The 17,370-nt window shown below is 69.2% G+C and carries 17 protein-coding genes and 1 pseudogene; 9 read left to right on the top strand and 9 right to left on the bottom strand.

Going from position 1 to position 17,370, the window contains the following annotated elements; genetic code table 11:
- Positions 1-162: 162 nt before the first annotated feature.
- Positions 163-1,152: a helix-turn-helix domain-containing protein gene (locus ACIBW9_RS03240; protein WP_398950678.1), complete on the bottom strand. Its 990-nt coding sequence runs from the start codon at positions 1,150-1,152 to the stop codon at positions 163-165.
- A 246-nt stretch (positions 1,153-1,398) separates the two neighbouring features.
- On the opposite strand from ACIBW9_RS03240, the gene ACIBW9_RS03245 reads away from it, so the two are divergent.
- The 3 genes and pseudogenes from ACIBW9_RS03245 to ACIBW9_RS03255 form a co-directional block, all read left to right on the top strand.
- Entirely contained in the window at positions 1,399-2,436 is a 1,038-nt protein-coding gene (locus ACIBW9_RS03245) for a phenylacetaldoxime dehydratase family protein (RefSeq protein ID WP_398950680.1), read from the top strand.
- 36 nt (positions 2,437-2,472) lie between these two features.
- Entirely contained in the window at positions 2,473-3,492 is a 1,020-nt protein-coding gene (locus ACIBW9_RS03250) for a carbon-nitrogen hydrolase family protein (protein WP_362671043.1), read from the top strand.
- Between the two features lie 227 nt (positions 3,493-3,719).
- Positions 3,720-3,812, top strand: a pseudogene (locus tag ACIBW9_RS03255) (TetR family transcriptional regulator); the annotation flags it as partial.
- 173 nt (positions 3,813-3,985) lie between these two features.
- Here ACIBW9_RS03255 and ACIBW9_RS03260 read toward each other — a convergent pair.
- The 5 genes from ACIBW9_RS03260 to ACIBW9_RS03280 form a co-directional block, all read right to left on the bottom strand.
- Positions 3,986-4,831: an ABC transporter permease gene (locus ACIBW9_RS03260; RefSeq protein WP_398950682.1), complete on the bottom strand. Its 846-nt coding sequence runs from the start codon at positions 4,829-4,831 to the stop codon at positions 3,986-3,988.
- On the bottom strand, positions 4,828-5,607 hold the full coding sequence (locus ACIBW9_RS03265) for an ABC transporter permease (RefSeq protein WP_398950684.1): 780 nt from the start codon (positions 5,605-5,607) through the stop codon (positions 4,828-4,830). The genes ACIBW9_RS03260 and ACIBW9_RS03265 overlap by 4 nt, the downstream gene beginning before the upstream one ends.
- Positions 5,604-6,476, bottom strand: a complete 873-nt coding sequence (locus ACIBW9_RS03270; protein ID WP_398950685.1) for an ABC transporter ATP-binding protein — start codon at positions 6,474-6,476, stop codon at positions 5,604-5,606. The genes ACIBW9_RS03265 and ACIBW9_RS03270 overlap by 4 nt, the downstream gene beginning before the upstream one ends.
- Before the next feature lie 80 nt (positions 6,477-6,556).
- Positions 6,557-7,660, bottom strand: coding sequence for an ABC transporter substrate-binding protein (locus tag ACIBW9_RS03275; RefSeq protein ID WP_398950687.1), 1,104 nt, complete (start codon positions 7,658-7,660; stop codon positions 6,557-6,559).
- Positions 7,661-7,792: 132 nt separating this feature from the next.
- Positions 7,793-8,230, bottom strand: a complete 438-nt coding sequence (locus ACIBW9_RS03280; protein WP_398950689.1) for a 2Fe-2S iron-sulfur cluster-binding protein — start codon at positions 8,228-8,230, stop codon at positions 7,793-7,795.
- Between the two features lie 363 nt (positions 8,231-8,593).
- On the opposite strand from ACIBW9_RS03280, the gene ACIBW9_RS03285 reads away from it, so the two are divergent.
- A complete protein-coding gene (locus ACIBW9_RS03285; RefSeq protein ID WP_398950691.1) occupies positions 8,594-9,199 on the top strand; it encodes a TetR family transcriptional regulator in 606 nt (201 codons plus the stop codon).
- 44 nt (positions 9,200-9,243) lie between these two features.
- Here ACIBW9_RS03285 and ACIBW9_RS03290 read toward each other — a convergent pair whose 3' ends face one another.
- Together ACIBW9_RS03290 and ACIBW9_RS03295 are read right to left on the bottom strand one after the other, a co-directional pair.
- Positions 9,244-10,083, bottom strand: coding sequence for a TauD/TfdA family dioxygenase (locus tag ACIBW9_RS03290; protein WP_398950693.1), 840 nt, complete (start codon positions 10,081-10,083; stop codon positions 9,244-9,246).
- A 111-nt stretch (positions 10,084-10,194) separates the two neighbouring features.
- Positions 10,195-10,863, bottom strand: a complete 669-nt coding sequence (locus tag ACIBW9_RS03295; protein WP_398950696.1) for a TetR/AcrR family transcriptional regulator — start codon at positions 10,861-10,863, stop codon at positions 10,195-10,197.
- A 206-nt stretch (positions 10,864-11,069) separates the two neighbouring features.
- On the opposite strand from ACIBW9_RS03295, the gene ACIBW9_RS03300 reads away from it, so the two are divergent.
- The 3 genes from ACIBW9_RS03300 (at position 11,070) to ACIBW9_RS03310 (ending at position 14,438) form a co-directional block, all read left to right on the top strand.
- Positions 11,070-11,657: an isochorismatase family protein gene (locus ACIBW9_RS03300; RefSeq protein ID WP_398950698.1), complete on the top strand. Its 588-nt coding sequence runs from the start codon at positions 11,070-11,072 to the stop codon at positions 11,655-11,657.
- Between the two features lie 214 nt (positions 11,658-11,871).
- Positions 11,872-13,005 (top strand): twin-arginine translocation signal domain-containing protein, encoded by a 1,134-nt coding sequence (locus ACIBW9_RS03305; protein ID WP_398950699.1) that lies wholly within the window; start codon positions 11,872-11,874, stop codon positions 13,003-13,005.
- Positions 13,006-13,106: 101 nt separating this feature from the next.
- Entirely contained in the window at positions 13,107-14,438 is a 1,332-nt protein-coding gene (locus ACIBW9_RS03310) for a CynX/NimT family MFS transporter (RefSeq protein WP_398950701.1), read from the top strand.
- Between the two features lie 120 nt (positions 14,439-14,558).
- Here ACIBW9_RS03310 and ACIBW9_RS03315 read toward each other — a convergent pair whose 3' ends face one another.
- Positions 14,559-15,041, bottom strand: coding sequence for a hypothetical protein (locus ACIBW9_RS03315; protein WP_398950703.1), 483 nt, complete (start codon positions 15,039-15,041; stop codon positions 14,559-14,561).
- 122 nt (positions 15,042-15,163) lie between these two features.
- On the opposite strand from ACIBW9_RS03315, the gene ACIBW9_RS03320 reads away from it, so the two are divergent.
- Both ACIBW9_RS03320 and ACIBW9_RS03325 read left to right on the top strand, forming a co-directional pair.
- Positions 15,164-16,039 carry a DUF6424 family protein gene (locus tag ACIBW9_RS03320; protein ID WP_398950705.1) on the top strand — a complete coding sequence of 292 codons (876 nt, stop codon included), beginning with the start codon at positions 15,164-15,166 and terminating at the stop codon, positions 16,037-16,039.
- 13 nt (positions 16,040-16,052) lie between these two features.
- Complete coding sequence (locus ACIBW9_RS03325; RefSeq protein ID WP_398950707.1) at positions 16,053-17,168, top strand: DUF2235 domain-containing protein; 1,116 nt, start codon at positions 16,053-16,055, stop codon at positions 17,166-17,168.
- Positions 17,169-17,370 lie beyond the last annotated feature (202 nt).

Consider the following 17,370-nt stretch of genomic DNA (forward strand, 5'->3'; position numbering starts at 1 on the left):
TCAGCCCTCTGCTGGGGCAAGCTGTCGCACGTGGGGCTGGGCAAGCGGGCGGACGCCGAAGACGGGACGCTGATGGGACGCAGGTCATCGGAGCCCATCCGAGGCCACGCCTGACATTCACGATCGGCGAGTCGTCGCTCTCCTCGAGCAGCGGCACCTCGGTCATGTAGGCGAGGAAGGATCTCCCGAAAGGGCAGGAGCCCGGTCCGCCAGGGCCTGCCACTCCCGCGGGGACATCCCGTAGGCGGTACGGAACGCCCGGCTGAAGTGGGCCGCGCTGAGGAAACCCCACCGGTGTGCGACGGCGGCAACCGCGGGCCTGCTCCGACGTGGGCGGCCGAGTTCCCGGCGGCATTCCTCAAGACGACGACCACGGATCCATCCGCTCACCGTGGCTCCCTGCGCCTGGAAGAGGCGCTGCAGGTGGCGTACGGAGATGTGGTGGGCGGCGGCGATCGTCTCGGCCGAGAGGTCCGCGTCCGTGAGGTGGGCGTCGATGAAGGTGCGGATACGCAACAGCAGGGTGTGCTGGGCGGCGTCCGTTCCGGCAAGGTCGCGGCCGAGCTGTTCGGTGATGACGGTGCTGAGCAAATCCGTCACGTTGCGGGCCAGCAGTTCTGCGACCTCAGGACGGCAGGTCGCGGCCTCGGCGGTCAGCTTCGACAGGAACGGTGCGACCATTGAGGCCAGTCCCTGCTCGGGTCCGATTGTCACGCCGGTGATGCGCCGCAGGTCCGATTCCGGCAATCCGAGCGACTGCCGGGGCATCTGGAAGACCACCATCTCGAAACGGCTCGGAAAGTGCAGCGTGTACGGGCGGGTCGTGTCGTAGAAGGCGAACTGGCCCGGACTCAACGGGGCGCTCCGCTCATCCTGGACGACGACGCCGGGGCCACAGGTCTGCAGGCCCACGAGCATGTAGTCGTCGGAGGACTCCGCGATCAGGCGTCTGCTGCGCCGGACCAGCTCCCGGTCGGCGTCGACCGTGGAGATCTGCAGGCACCCGAGTCGCTCCGTGGTGACCGCTCCTGAGAAGGGCTCGTCCTTGGGAGCGGTGACGTCGAGTGGCACGAAAGTGCGCCACACCGCGTCGTGCCAGTAGGCCAGCCGCTCGCTGGGCGGTACGGAATCCGTGGAGAGGACGACGGCCACAACGCCTCCTCTGTCGCAGGTGCAGTGCCTGCACTGTAGCCAGGCGGACACCCGTGGCGCGTTACGCACGCGTATCGATGCTCCTGCGCGCAGATCCGGCCGCGGCGGAAGGCACGGCGTGTCACAGCGGAAGCCGCGATGCGTCGCAATCGGTCAAGTCGTCGGTCGCGAGCGGTCAAATCCGGCCACATGCCCGGCCTAGCCTCAGCCTCCATCCCGCCTGAACACCGGCCGTCGGAGGAGACCATGCCCAGAACCGGACCGCCCGGACACACTCCGCGCTTCCCCGCGTACAGCTCGCGTCTGCCGAAAGGCACGGACGCGTTCGTGTTCGCCCAGTACGCCTGCCAGGCGAGGGCGGCAGACCAGGCGGCGGAGGGGATCGCCGCGCTCGCGGAGCTGTTCACCGGAGCGCACCGGCCGGACGTACTGGACCGCGGATCATTCGTCGACAGCGCCGGCGCCCACAACGTGGTGTGGCTGGCCTACTGGTTCGATCCGCAGACGTACGACCGGTGGCAGCAGTCCGAGTCCGTGCGCTCGGCATGGGACCAGCTGCCCGCCGACGGCCCGGTCGGCCACTGGCGGGAGGTGTGCGTCATCCCGGCCGAGCGCAACGAGACCCTGCACACCCACCGCCGCGAGGACTACGCCACCAGCGGCCTGTCCCAGTACGAGGCGGTCGACCTGCCCGAAACCCCGGTGCACGACTACTGGGGCGCCGCCCGCGATCGCATCGATGCCTCGGCCGTCGAGGCGCTGGAGCCCGCACTGCCGGTGTTCGAGCCCCGGCCCGCCCAGGAAGACGAGACCCTCGGCCGGCGGCTCACCGTCGAGGTGCCCGGCAACGTCGCGCTGATCCGCACCGCGCAGGACTGGTCCGCCGGCACCCTGTACCGCGAGAAGTACCTGGCGGACGTCAAGCCGGTCAAGGACCGCGGGGTCGACTTCCTCGCCGCGAACCCCGACTCGGGCTGCATCGCGGCCCGCAACCTCGACGAGCAGTCACCCGACGGCTCACCACTGCAGCGCGCCTGCACCGTCGCCTGGTTCGCCTCGCTCGACCACCTCCTGACCTGGTGCCGCTCCCACCGCACCCACCTGGAGATCTACGCCAGCTTCTTCCAGATGGTCTCAGGCGGCGAAGGGCCCCTCGACGTCGCGTTCTGGCACGAGGTGTCGGTCCTGCCCGGCGGCTCAGTCACCACCGAGTACGTCAACTGCCATGCGAGAACAGGCTTCCTGCCGCTCGCCACCCACCACCACAGCACCGTCACCGCCTGACGACAGCCGGCACGGGCAAGGAAGAGGAGAGAACACATGGTCGACTACACGGGTGCCTTCAAAGCCGCCGCGATCCAGGCAGAGCCGGTGTGGCTGGACGCCGACGCCACGATCGAAAAGAGCATCGCCCTGATCGAAGAGGCCGCCAGGGCCGGAGCGCAGCTCATCGCCTTCCCCGAAACCTTCGTCCCCGGCTACCCGTGGTGGCTGTGGCTGGATTCCCCCGCCGCGGGTTTCGCCTTCTTCGGCCGCTATCACGAGAACTCGCTCACACTTGACGGGCCGCGCTTCGCACGCCTGCTGGATGCCGCACGCACCAACGCCATCGCCGTCGTCGCCGGCTTCAGCGAGCGCAGCGGTGGCAGCCTGTACATGGGTCAGGCGCTGATCTCCGCCGACGGCGAACTCGTCCACGCCCGCCGCAAGCTCAAGCCCACCCACGTCGAGCGCACCGTTTTCGGCGAGGGCGACGGCTCCGACCTGGCCGTCCACGACACCCCGCTGGGCCGCATCGGCGGGCTGTGCTGCTGGGAGCACCTGCAGCCGCTCACGAAGTACGCCATGTTCAGCCAGCACGAGCAGGTGCACGTGGCCGCCTGGCCCAGCTTCTCGGTCTACAAGGGGGCCGCCTACGCCCTCGGCCCCGAGGTCAACACGGCAGCCTCCCAGCTCTACGCCGTCGAAGGGCAGGTCTTCGTTCTCGCCCCCTGCGCGATCGTCGGCGACGCGGCCATCGACCTGTTCTGCGGTGACGACCCCGTCAAGCAGCAACTGCTGCAACGCGGCGGCGGCTTCGCCCGGATCTACGGCCCCGACGGCCGGCCCCTGGCCGATCCGCTACCGGAAGACGCCGAAGGCATCCTCTATGCCGACATCGACCTGTCCGCCATCGCCGTGGCCAAGGCAGCCGCCGACCCCGTTGGTCACTACTCCCGCCCCGATGTGACCCGACTCCTGCTGAACACGACCCCACGACGCCCGGTCGAGCAGACGGCCCCCCTCGCGGAGATCTTCCAGGAACCCTCCCTGCCGGAACCGGAGACGGCCCAGGCCTGACGGGGATCGCTGTCGGCGCGAGATCGGCACCGTCGCGGCTCGCGAGTCCCGTCCGACGATCACGCTCGCGAGCGGAAAACAACTCAGTGCTGCAGGGGCGCGGCTTCTCCTCAGGAGCGGCGCCGCTGTGCGTCGGAAGCCAGATCATCCCCTGCGGGCCAGTCCGAAGAAGGCAGCCCGACGGCATACCCCCTCGCCGTCCACGGGTCCGACTGGCGCCCACCGAGGTGCGCCGCAAGCTCATCGTCGAGGCGGCGGTCCCGCTGATCGCGGAGCGAGGCTACGCCTCGGTCGGGGTCCGGGACGTCGCCGCCGCGGTCGGGGTGTCCGTCGGCACGGTCACCTACTACTTCGGCAGCGTGCAGGAGATCCTCTCCGAGGCGATGGTGCTGCAGATCGAGCGGTACTACACGGGTCTGAGTGAGGCCGCGGACCGGGCCACCAGCGGGGCGGAGGGGCTGCGGCTGCTGTGGAGGCTGCAGGTCGGACGGGATCAGGTGCCCGGACGGATGTTGGGCGCGAAGCGGGCGAGGGTGACGGTCTCGATGGCCGCGATGATGTTGTACGCCAGTGCGGACACCGCGGTGAGGACCGCGACCGAGGCCCAGAGGTGGTCGTAGTCGAAGGTGGAGGAGTCCTTGAGCATGGCGTAGCCGAGGCCCTGCCCGGTGGAGAGCCATTCGGCGAGCAACGCGCCGATCAGGGCTCCGGGGACGCCGACACGGGCGCTGGCGAAGAACGCGGGGACCGCGCTGGGCAGCATGACCTTGCGGGCGACGGTCCAGTCACCGGCGCCGTACGCGCGGCACAGGTCGGCCGCCTGGCGGGACGCGGAGCGCAGGCCGAAGGTCATGGTGACCAGGGCGGGGAAGAAGACGACCAGGCCGCTGATGACGGTGGTGGCCAGCAGACCGCGGCCGAAGACGAGCGTGATGAGCGGGGTCATCGCCACCAGGGGCACCGACCGCAGGACGACCGCCATCGGCAGCAACGCCTGCTCGACGCTCCGGGACAGCACGAAGACGAGCGCCACCCCGACCGCCGCCGCCAGCCCGGCCACGAAGCCGGACCCGGCGTCGAGCAGCGTGCGGCCCAGACCGGAGGAGACCAGGGAACGGTGGGCGCCCGCGTCCGGGCCGGTGAACAGGTAGTGGAAGATGTCGACCGGTGACTTGGCCACCAGCGGGTCCAGGTCGTAGATCCGAAGGAAGACGATCCACAGGACGACGACGGCCGCCATCGTCACGATCACGTTCAGCAGCGGGCGCAGCACGCCCGCCACGAAGCGCACCACGGGGGCCGCGTCCGTCCTGGTCCCCGTCTCTGTCGCGGTGCTCATGCGCCTCCGCCTTCCACTGTCGTCGTGCGCGACCACGGCAGGGCGTAGCGGGCGACGAGCCCGACCACCCCGTACGCGACGCCTGCCACCGCGCCCGAGACCAGGGCGATGCCCCAGGTGCGGGGCACGTCGAGCTGCTGCTGGGCGATGGTCATGGCGATACCGAGGCCGCTGTCGACGCGGCCGAGGTACTCGCCGATGATCGCGCCGAGCAGCGCCGCCGGACCGGCGATCTTGAGTGCGGCCAGCGTGCTGGGCAGCGCGGCGATCACGCGGACCCGCAGCATCTGCTGCCAGCGGCCGCCGCCGTAGGCGCGTACCAGGTCGAGCGCGGCCGGATCGGCCGAGCGCAGCCCGAGCAGCGCGCCGATGAGGGTGGTGAAGAAGACCGACAGCCCGGCCATCGCCGACATCGGCTTGTCCCCGTCGAGGACGAGGGACAGGATCGGGCCGATCGCCACGATGGGCAGGCAGTACGAGGCCACCGCGATCTGCGTGATCACCCGCTCCAGCACGGGCACCAGCAGCACCAGAACCGCCAGACCCAGCGCCAGCCCGTTGCCGACCAGATAGCCGGTCAGGGCCTCGCCGAGGGTCTGCTCGACATGCGGGCCGTAGAAGGTCCAGCCGTCGTCGAACACGCTCGCCACGACCGCCCAGGGGGTGGGCACGCCGTCCCCGGTGCCGACGACCGTGGTGGACAGCAGCGACCACGCCCCGATCAGAGCCGCGATGCCGACGGCCCCGCCGGTCCAGGCGGAACGCCGCGCCCTCATGACGCCTCCACCGCGGGACCGGGAGCGTCGGCGGCGCTGTCGGCGGGCGTGTCGGCGCGGCCGAACAGGAGTTCCGACAACTGGTCGGCATACGCGTGGAATTCGGGCGAGCGCATCATCTCCGGTGTGCGGGGACGGGGCAGGTCGATGGTGACCTTCTCCACGATCCGGCCCGGACGGGGCGACATGACCGCGACGGTGTCGCTCAGCAGCACGGCCTCGTTGATGGAGTGCGTGACGAGCAGCGTGGTCACCGCGCGGGCCTGCCAGATGCGCTGGAGTTCGAGGTTGAGCCGCTGGCGGGTCATGTCGTCCAGCGCGCCGAAGGGTTCGTCCAGCAACAGCACCTCGGGGTCGACGACCAACGAGCGGGCGATGGCGACGCGTTGCCGCATGCCGCCGGAGAGCTGGGCGGGGCGGGCCTTCTCGAAGCCTTCGAGGCCGACCAGCTTGATGAGGTCGGAGATCGCCGCCGGGTCGGCCTTGATGCCGCTGATCTCCAGCGGGAGCCGGATGTTGGCGGCGACCGAGCGCCACGGCAGCAGCGCGGCGTCCTGGAAGGCTATGCCCAGGTGGTGCCGTTTGCGGGCCGCCTCCGGGTTCTCGCCGTGGACGAGGGCCGTACCGGAGGTGGGGCTGTCGAGCCCGGCGAGTATCCGCAGAACTGTCGACTTGCCGCAGCCCGACGGTCCCAGCAGCGCGAGGAACTGGCCCTCGGCCGTGTCCAGGTCGACGCCGGCCAGTGCGGGTACGCGCTGTCGGCCAAGCTTGAACTCCTTGCTCAGCCCGCGCAGGGACAGCCCGGTGCCGGTGTCGGCCGGCCCTCCGGAGTCGTCGGATGCTTCGGGAACGGCGGCTGCGGTACTCATCAGATGACCTCTGTGTGCGGTGCGGGTAGGGGAAGCCGGTACCGGCGGGCCGACGAGGCCGCACCGGTACCGTCGGAGCCTCAGATGAGGCTGGGGTCCTCCTTGTAGACCTCTTCGATGATCGAGAGGTCGAAGAGCTTGGCGGCGCTGAGGTCGAGGCCGCCGTACTTCAGCGTCTTGAGGTTCTCCTCGACCAGCTCCGGCGTGATCGTGAACAGGCCGTGCTTCTTGGTGTCGGCGCTCACCATCAGCTCGCTCTCGTCCTTGGACTCGAGGGTCTGCTCCTTGGTCGTCAGCCCGAGCCCCTTGCCGTACGTCTCGGCCGCGAGCTTCGCGCCGAGCGCCGGGTCGGCGATGTTCGCCTTCCAGCCCTTGATCTCCGCGCGCAGGAACGCCTTGAGCAGGTCGCGCTGCTTGTCGATGGTGTCCTGGCGGACGCAGTACGTCTCCGAGACCAGCGGGTAGCCGGTGTCGGCGAGCAGCATCGTCGCGACCTTGAAGCCCTTCAGACGCAGCGTGTTCGGCTCGTTCGTCACGAAGGAGAACCAGCCGTCCACGGTGCCCTGGGTCAGCGGCAGCGGGTCGAACTGCACCGGCACCTTCGTGATCTTCGACTCGTCCAGCCCGGTCGCCTTGATGTACGCGGCCCACACGGACTCGTTGCCCGCCTGGACACCGATCTTCTTGCCGTACATGTCCTGCGGCTTGGCGATCGGGGCCTTGGCCATCGACATGATGCAGAACGGGTTCTTCTGGTACTGCGCACCGATGATCTTCAGTGGCGCGCCCTTGGCGACGGCAGAGCCCGTGATGTCGGGGGCGCTGATCGCCACCAGCGCCTTCTTGGTGACGACGTCCGTCTCCATCGGCGTCGCGGACGGGCCGCCGCCGATCAGCGTGACCTTCGAGAAGCCCTCGTCCGTGTAGTAGCCCTTGCTGTCCGCGATGTAGCTGCCCGCGAACTCGACGTTCTTGATCCAGGACAGCCGAAGCGTCAGCTCACCGAAACTCTTGGAGCCGGAGGACGTGGGAGAGGCGGAGGACGACGAGTCCGAACCGCCGCACGCGGCGAGCAGCGGGCCGCCGAGCAGCACGGCACCGCCCAGTTGCAGTCCCCGCCTGAGGAAGAGACGGCGGTCGGTGGCGGCGAACGCTCTGTCGTCACTGTTCGTGCTGCTGGTCATGGCGCGCTTTCCTTTCACTGGCCGGGTCGGCACCGGCTGCTTGCGGATATGAGGAATGTGGGTGGGGCGAGGCCCGGACAGTGCCGGGCCGGTCTCCGTTCGGGCGGCTGACCTGGGATCAAAGACCCCGGGTCAGAGGCCGAGGAGGAGTTCGGGGCTACGGGCGCGGGAGCAGCAGATGGTGATCCGGCCGCCCGCCGCGCGCTCGTTGGGGGTCTGGACCTCGTCGCGGTGGTCGGGCTCACCGGCCAGGACGGGGGTGAGGCAGGCGCCGCAGATTCCCTGCTCGCAGGAGAGCTCGACCTCGACGCCGTGGGCGGTGAGGACCTCGGCGATGGTGCGGTCGGCGGGGACGCGATAGCCGGTGCCGGTGCTCGCGATCCGTACGGTGAATTCGGTGGCGTCTCCGGCTTTCGCTCCGTCTCCGTATCCGGCTCCGTCTCCTGTGAAGCGCGCACGCCAGTACGACGGCAGGGGACCAGCGCGCGGCGGAAGAGTGCGGCGTGAAGCCGATCCCGGCGCAGAGGCACCGTGGAACCGCAGACAGGGCAGGGCACCGGCCGCGGTCATCGGTTACGAGGTCAGTTGTGAGGGCCCTCGGACTCCGGATGTGAACCGTGCGCCACGCGTCCACGCGTCCAGGCCGACTGATGGGCACGGCACCGGAGGTCCGTGCTGCACGCGCTGACGAAGCTCATCGCGCATCCCTCCGTGCTCAGTGCCGACTTTCCGCCGCCGGACGACCAAGCCGAGACTGACGCACGGAGATTGCCCTGCCATTCCGTGTTGGTTACTTACGGATTCCATGCCCGGGTTTGGCCCGGGGCGCCGAAGTGAGCGCTGGTGAAGCGGTGAGGCGGAGGTCGGCGGAGCGACACCGGCGAGTCCCGAGCCGCTCGGTGACACCCATGAGCTGCGGGTATTGTGCCGGCCATGCCCGATACCCCGGCCCTGTCCGAACGTGGTCGCCTGTTGAGGCTGACCGCGGACTACGTCCTGGAGCACGGCGTCGCGGACTTGACCCTGCGCAAGCTCGGCAGCGCGATCGGCACGAACAACCGCATGCTGCTGTACTACTTCGGCTCCAAGGAGGAGCTGATCACGGCCGCGCTGACCGAGGCGAGCGGGCGCTTCCCGATTCTCAGCGAGGCGTTCGTCATCATGGACGACCAGCTGCGCCCGCTGCGCGAGCGGATCACCGCGGCCTGGGACGCAGTGGCGGCGGCCGAGAACCTGCCGTTCCACCGGACGTTCTTCGAGGTACTGGGCCTGGCCGCGCATCGACGCGGCCGGTTCGACAGCTTCCTGGGGTCGGTGGGCAGCGAGTGGCGCGAACACCTTGCGGCATCACTGGCCACCGGCGGCGTGCCGAAGGCCGCCGCGGACGATCTGGCCCGGGAACTGGTCGCGTTGTGGCGCGGCCTGCAACTGGACCTGATCACCTCGGGCGACCGGGCCGGGACCGATCGGGTGATCGCGTCCGCCGCCGAGTCGATCGCACGACGGGCGGCGACGGCCGCCGCCGCTCCTGGAACCTGATACACCGTGATTCCCCGTCACGTGTCCCTGGAATGACGAGATTTTCAGGATGCCATCGGGATCCGGGGGACGACAATGTCCAGCGGACCGTCCGGAACCGCGACCGCGTCCTGGCTCCAGCCCCAGATCGAACAGACCCTGCGCAGCGGGTCGCTGTACCCGTCCCTGCCGTGCAGCACCCGGTAGTTGTCGATGCAGATCATCTCACCCGGGCCCACCCGGAACATCGGCCCGCTGTCACGGGCCGCGACGACCGCGTCCTGCCAGGCGCGCACATACGTCCAGTGCTCCGACTCCAACGGGCCCTCGACCGGCGCGAGATAGGGATGATGACGGCCCTGGAAGCGGCCCGACGGGGTCTGCCGGACGATCGGCGAAAAGCCGCCCTGCGGGTAGTTGGGCTCGGAGTGGTCGATGTCGACGGTGCGGCAGAAATCGGCGAGCGCGGCGCTGCCGGGATCGGCGGCCAGCAGGTCCAGCAGCCGGGAGGTGTCGATCAGGAAGGAGTCGCCGCCGCTGGCCGCGGGCCGCTCGCACCACAGGAAGAGATGGTCGGGGGCGTAGTCACCGAAAGCGAAGCCGTCATTGTGGGCGACCATCCGCGCCTCGGTCGAGCCGCCGGCGTCGCGTTTGCGGCCGCGCCTGTCGGCGGGCTGCGCCTTCATCTTCATCGCCTCTACCCGGGCGCTCTCCTTCGTCGCCTCGAACTGAGTGCCGCAACGCACGGCCCGGTCCCCCATGATCGCGCGGCCCATCGCGACCGCCTTCTCCTCGTCCGCCAGCCCGGTCACCATGGCCGCGCCCTCGGCGGCGAGCACCTCTGCCGCCTCCTGTGGGCCGGTTACTTTGCGCGGGATGAAACTTGCGGAGCTGACGTCCGGCACAGCGCCTCCTGAGGTCCGCGGAACCGAGCCTGATTGAACCGACCGGTTCAATCAGAGTAGAAGCCTCATGTTTCACTGAAGTGACACTGCGTGCGTTGCTTGTTGCCGCCTTCAGGTGTCGAGGGCGCGGGCCACCTGCTCGATGGTGGTGCTGTCCACGGGCGCGGTACCGGTGAGCGTTCCGGCCAGTGCGCGGGCCAGAACGGTCGCGGCGCTGATCCGGGTGTCTTCCTGTTCGTCGCCGGTGACCTTTCCGATCACGGCGTCGCGCACCGCCTGCGAGATGTCCAGACTCCCGAAGAGTTCGGGGTAGGACAGCATCATCAGGCACACACCGACGTTGGCGGCCAGGATCGACTGTCCGGCCAGTTCGGGTGCCAGACGCAGTCTGCCGGCGTCGCCACAGCGCCTGAGGGCTTCGAGGAGGAGGCCCTGGGCCTCCTTGACCGCCTGCGGCTTGGGTTCGCCGTCGGGGGTGAACATCAGCCGGTACAGGTGCGGGTTGGCCAGGGCGAACGCGACGTGACTGTCCCATGCCGTACGCAGGTCCGCGACGGGGTCGGCCGTGAGAGGGTTCCGTCTCTTGTTGGCCAGGAAGCGTTCGAAGCCGACATCGGCCACCGCCGCGAGCAGTCCCTGCTTGTCCCCGAACTGGCGGTAGATCTCCGGGCCGCCCACCTTGGCGCGCTCGCAGATGGCACGTGTGGAGATGGCCGGCGCGTCACTCTCGGCGAGGAGCTGCGTGGTCGCTTCCAGGATGCGCTCTCGGGCCGTCGTCATGGGGACATGTTAACAGTGGCTGCTAGTTCCGCTTACATGCCTGACCTGGGGATTTGTGCCATGAACGCAGGGGAGTCTCGGCCTGATGACAGCAACGATTACGAAGTGTGTTAGCGTCGTTAACGACATGGGGCGGCCCGGCTGTGACGCGGGGCGATCACGCCTCATGGGATGACATCCGGCCCGACATACGAAGGTGGTTTCCCGTGGCTACGACGACCCTGCGCGAACTGAACGGCTTCGACGAGACCCCCGCCTCCCTGGCCGACTCCGTAGTGGTCCTGGTCGACTTCCAGAACACGTACACCGGTGGCGTCATGGAGCTGGACGGTCACGCCGAGGCCATCGCCGAGGGCAAGAAGCTCCTCACCGCCGCCCGCGAGGCCGGCACCCCCGTCATCCATGTCCAGGACCAGGGGTACGACGTGGACTCCGAGGGCGGAAGGATCATCGCTGACCTCGCCCCCGTGGACGGGGAGGGTCGCGTCATCAAGTCCGCCCCCAACGCCTTCCACAACACCGACCTGGCCCAGCAGATCGAGAAGACCGGCCGCAAGAACGTCATCCTGGCCGGGTTCATGAGCAACATGTGCATCCTGTTCACTGCCCAGGGCGCCTTCCTGAGCGGACTGCACCCGACTGTCGTCGCGAACGCCTGCGGCACCCGCAGCCTGTCCACACATGTCCGGGGCGGCGGCGCCGTCCTCACCGCGCAGCAGATCCACGACAGCGCCCTGGCGACGATCACGGAACTCTACGGAGTGGTGGTTTCCTCGGTCTCCGATCTGTCGTAATACCTTCCTGTATTTGCGCACAGGGCGTCCGGGCTTCGGCTCGGGCGCCTTTTTTGTTTCGACATCCGAAACCATTCCGTCCGGTTTATGCATTCATATAGCACCTATGTGTGATTCCTGTGTCATCAACTCCTATTTTCCAGCCAGTTGGGGCAGTAGCGTCTTTTTTCGTCGGGCGCGACAAAATAAGAATCGCAGCTGGGGGAAACAGCACGTGACCACCCGTAGGAACTTCATCGGCGCAGCGGGCACCGCCGCAGCGGCCACTCTCCTGACCGGCACCACATCACAGGCACACGCCACTGCTGCCGGAAACGGCGACGCAGCCGCCGACACCACGACCGCGAGGAACAACATCCTCCAGGTCGACACCGACATGCGCACCAACTACGACAAGCTGCGGGCCAACGTCCTCCAGCAACTCGGTCCGGTCATCGTCGTGGAAAACGGCATGCAGGGCGGTAAATACACCCTGGTCCACCAGGGCCGGCAGTTCATCGAAGAGCCGATCTCGCAGATCTTCCAGCTGGCGAAATCCATCGCCCACGTCCCGCTCGGCATCTTCTCCGTCATCGCACCGTCCCTGGACCCCAAAGTCCCGGCGGGACAGACCGACATGGACGCCCGCGACCTCCAACTGGTCGCCTACGCCGGACCCTCGAACACGGACTGGATCACCCCGCTGCAGGCATTCGGCACCGACCTCGACACCGCACGGCGCACGCTGGAGGACGCCGACCTCCCCTCCGGCCTGAAAACGTCCTGCGCCCACATCCTCGACGCCGGCCTGACCTACATCAACGAGATCACCCGGCGCCGTACCTTCGACATGCCCGGCTTCCAGAAGTTCACCGGGAAGATCGCCGACGACATCAAAACGAACATGTACTGGGCCGCGAAAGTCCAGATCGAAGCCGTCAAGGACCTGTTCGGGCGCTGGAAGGACAAGGTCGGCGCGGACGCCTGGCACGAGCTGTACGTCGTCGTCCTGTCGATGTGGACGACGTCCGAGCTGAACCAGAACTCCATCATCATCAAGCATCTGATGGACCAGGGCACGGCCGACAGCCACCTGATCGACCTCGTCTGCGAGGCGCCTTCCATCCCCAACGCGGTCCACGTCGCACTCGACAACCTCGCCCGCATCGTGATGGACAACATCGCCGCCGAAATGGTGTTCTCCAAGGACCAACAGCTGGCCGACGCCCTCAAGGGCAAGCCCGACCTGCTCAGCCAGGAAATCCTCACCCTTCTCGGCGACACGGATGCAACCGCGAACGCGGCGGCCCTCAACGCCTGCCCCTTCCACACCAAGACGAAGGCCAAGCAGGCCCTCATCAACGCCTGACCCACCCGCGCCGCGGGGACACCCCTGGCGGCCCGCAACACCAGCGGCTCCCCCTACCTGCTCAAGGGGGAGCCGCTGCCATGTCAACGGGGAAAAACTTCATGCGCACGTCGCCCACACTCCGCGCCGCCCGCATCTGGGCACTGGCCGGACTCATACTCCTGACCGTCAACCTGCGCGCCGCAATCACCTGCATCGCGCCCCTGCTCACCGACCTCCAACACACCTTCCACCTGGGCACCTTCACCACGAGCCTGCTGACCACGCTCCCTGTCCTGTGCCTCGGCATCTTCGCCGCCCTCGCACCACCCCTCAGCCGCCGCATCGGCACCGAAGGCGCCATCACCCTCGCCCTCGCCCTCATCACCACCGGGATCCTCCTGCGCACGATCCCCTCCGCACCGGCCCTGTTCGCCGGAACCGTGCTGGCCGGAGCCGGAATCGCCATCGGGAACGTCCTGCTCCCCGCAGTCGTCAAACAGCACTTCGCCCACCGCGTGGGTTCCCTCACCGGCCTCGCCATGACCCTGATGGCCGCCTCCGGCGCCGTCGCCGCCGGCCTCGCCGTCCCCCTCGACCGCACCGCAGGATGGCGCATCGCCCTCGCGGTATGGGCCATCCCCTCAGCCGCCGGAACCATCCTGTGGGGGCCCCTCGCACGCCCCGGAGACGGGAAACGCCGTAAACGCCCCCAGCGCACCCACGGACCCACCGTCAGCCGCTCCCCGCTCGCCTGGGCCGTCGCCGTCTTCCTCGGCCTGGTGTCACTGACGTTCTACGTCCTGGTGTCCTGGCTGCCCGAAATCCTGCGGAACACCGGCGTGCACCCGGCGCAGGCCGGAACGATGATGTCGGTGATGCTGCTCATCGGTATCCCCATGGGCTACCTCATCCCCGTCCTCGCCGTGCGCCTCGAAGACCAAAAACCCCTGGTCATCACCATCGCCATGGTGAAAATCAGCGCGCTCACCGGCATCCTCCTCGTCCCGGAAACCCCATGGCTGTGGGTGATCCTGCTCGGCCTCGCCACCGGCAGCGCCTTCCCCCTGGCCATCACCCTGCTCACCCTGCGCTCCCCGGACCCGCAGACAGCCGCACAGCTGTCGGGCATGGCCCAGACCAGCGGATACCTCCTCGCGGGCGCCGGGCCGCTGACGATCGGTCTCCTCCACAGTGCGAGCGGCGGCTGGACCCTTCCGCTGCTGCTCCTGCTCGGCGTGGTCGTACCGGAAGCAGCCGTGGGAATGAAAGCGGCACGAAACGGTTTCGTCGTCTCCGCCCCCGAAGTCCCACAGGACCGCGTCCGCATATTGGTCACGGTGTGCTGTGAAGCGGGGGCCCCGGTGGTGCCATTGCGCGTACGCTCGCGCCCAAGGAGGGCGCCATGGCCGGGCATGCGAAACCGATCAGGATGTGGTGGCTGGTCACGTTGACGGCTGTGACCATGGCGGTCATAGCGGTCGTACTCGTGCTCCAGGCCGACTCCGGCGAGGCGACCTCGCCCCGGCCGACCGATCCCCCCTCGGCCACCTCGTCCGTCCTGGGATAGGCAGTTATCGGCCCGCCTCCCCGCGCAGCCCGTCGCGCAGACGGCGCAGGTCGTCGGCGTGGCGGCCCAGGCCGTTGAGGCGCAGCCGGGCTGCCTCCGTACGGGGGTCGGGACGGAGCGTGAAGGCCAGGTCGAGGGATTCGCGCAGCATCCAGAGGTCGTAGGCGAGGAGCCGTGCCGCCCGGGCCTGCGCCTGCTGCAGGTCCGGCTCGGTGAGTTCGAGGTCCTGCAGTCGGGTGCGCAGGCGGTGCAGGGTGCCGCTCTGGCGGCTGCACATACGTGCCGTCCGGCGGGAGACGGCACCCGGTTCGCCGCAGGCGGCCACCGCCGCGTCGGCCGGTGTCTGGGCGGCCACCGCCTCGTCCAGAACGGCGACCAGGGCGAGCAACTGGGCCCGGCGCGAAGGACGGGCGGGGGCCGGGCGGTGGGCGAGCGACCGTGCGGCGCGCTGCCACCGGACGGCGCCCGGGGGTGTGCGGAGGCGCATGGCTCCAGTGTGCGCCGCGGACGCCGGGAGCCGGCAGGTCCAGCTGTTACGCAGAGCGAGAAATGTGACCTGGGAGGACGATGGGAACAGGAGTGCCGACAGGTCGACAGAAGGAGGCCGCCATGGCCAACGACCGATCCGTGACGGCGACGACGTCCGCTCCCTCCCTCACCTTCGGCAAGACCGAACGGGAGGACCACCCCTGGGAGATACAGCTCGTCAAGCACCAGGAACGCACCGAGTCCGCGGAGTTCCGCGCCGCGAAGACGGCCGTGAACAAGATCCTCCAGGAGCTGGGGAAGACCGAGCGGCCGTACGGGCCGGGGCCGTACGAGATGCACCACGGCGGCAGTCTCTGGGTGAAGACGGACGCCGGCTGGCGGATGTTCCGGGCCCGGGTTGGCATCGAGTGGAGCATGCAGTTCTGCGCCGACCCCGCGAAGGTCGACCGGCTGCGGCAGGAGGCCGCCGACCTCGTCGCCGCGTTCCCCGAGACCCTTCCCGCGCTGGAGGCCCTCGGCTACAAGCGCGCCCGCAAGCTGCTGGAAACCCCGATCACGGACGCCGAGGGCGTCGCGGCCTGGACCGACTCGCTGTTCAACGCCTGCGTGCCGCTGACCCGCGGGAACCACCAGGGGGTCCTGCCCAAGGCGGCCGGGGAGCACCACTACCCGTGGCCGATCAAGGGCGCCGACTACATCCGGTACGACGACTTCAACCTGTGGGTGACCCTGCCCGACGGCACCCACGCCGGCGTCGCCCCCGTAGCTCCCCGCGGCTCCGGCGACGGACGGCTGCGCATCGTCCACGCCCGGCACGGCACACCCGCCGGGGACGTCGTGGCCAAGGCGCAGCGGCGCCGTGTCATGGCCGTGCTCCCGGCGGACAGCCCGATGGCCCTCGAGGCGTTCCAGCAGCAGATCGCGCCCGGGGCGCGCACCGCGGCCGCCCGGCCGCGTTCCCGCGCCACGCGCGGCAGCACCCGCCGGGCCGGTTAGGCGGGCCGTGGTCATGCCGCGCAGGATCGTCGTCTGCCTGGACGGCTCGGGCAACCAGGTCGGCGCCCGCAACCCCACGAACGTGGTCAGGTTCTACGAGATGCTGGAGCCCGGCGACCCGTCGAGACAGCTGCTCTACTACGACCCCGGGGTCGGCACCATGTCGTCGGCCACCGCCCGCGGACCGCTGGGCCGCAGGCTCTCCAGGCTCGGCGGCCTCGCCTTCGGAACGGGACTGAAGACCAACCTCACCGAGGCGTACACGTACCTGATGCAGCACTGGCAGCCGGGGGACGCGGTGTACGTCTTCGGGTTCAGCCGTGGCGCCTACACGGCCCGTGCGCTGGTCGGGATGCTCAACAAGCCGGGGCTGATGCGGCCCGGCGCGGAGAACCTGGTGCCGTACGCGGTGGCGAAGTACGCCTTCAACCAGGACATCAACAAGAGCGAGCAGGAGGTCGCCCGTTTCTCGCACGCCTTCTGTCTGCGCACCGACGGCGAGCCGCTGTGGGAGCAGGTCAAGCGCAACGATCCCCGGCAGGTCTCGCACCACGCCCTGCCGGTGGCCTACCTGGGCGTCTGGGACACCGTGAAGGCGGCCGGCCTGCTCCGCCTCGGCAATCTGCGCTGGCCGTACACCCACTCCCTGCCCAACGCCGCCCGCATCCGGCACGCCGTCTCCCTCGACGAGTTGCGACGCCCCTACCGGGAGTTCCTCGTCAGGCCGCGCAGCCCCGGCCCCGACACGGACACCAGCACGGCGGAGGAGGTGTGGTTCGCCGGGGTGCACTCCGACGTCGGCGGCACCTTCGACCACGCCCCGGACGCACCCCTGCTCTCCACGATCACCCTCAAGTGGATCACGGACGGTGTCTGCGACGACCTGGACTTCCGGCCGGGTGCCTACGGTGCCGCGACCGCGGTGACCGAGGCCTTCGCCGACGCCCCCGTCCACCACAACGGCCGGGCGTGGATCCTCGTGGGCCGGCGCGCACGCCCCGTACCTCCCGAGGCGGTACTCCACTGGAGCGTCCGGCTGCGCCGGGAACGGGACCCCGGCTACCGACCGGACCTGGCCGGCCGCGAGCGCTGGGCCGATCCCGACTGGTTCAAACCAGCCCGCACATAGCGGGGCCAATGGGTCTCTAAGGGTCGTCCTCATCCCGCGGGAGTAGCGGATTCTGCCCCGGGTCGTGCTTCGGAGGCATGGCAGGTGTCTCCGTGGGCACGATGTGGCGAAGTGGCGCGCGGACCAGGCTGGTTCACGTAAGCCAGCCGGTCCGAGGAGGGCGTCATGAACCGTCAGACCCGCGTCCGTGTCAACCGCAGGC

The sequence above is a fragment of the Streptomyces sp. NPDC049541 genome (genome assembly GCF_044465725.1).
In the GTDB taxonomy this organism is placed as follows: Bacteria; Actinomycetota; Actinomycetes; order Streptomycetales; family Streptomycetaceae; genus Streptomyces.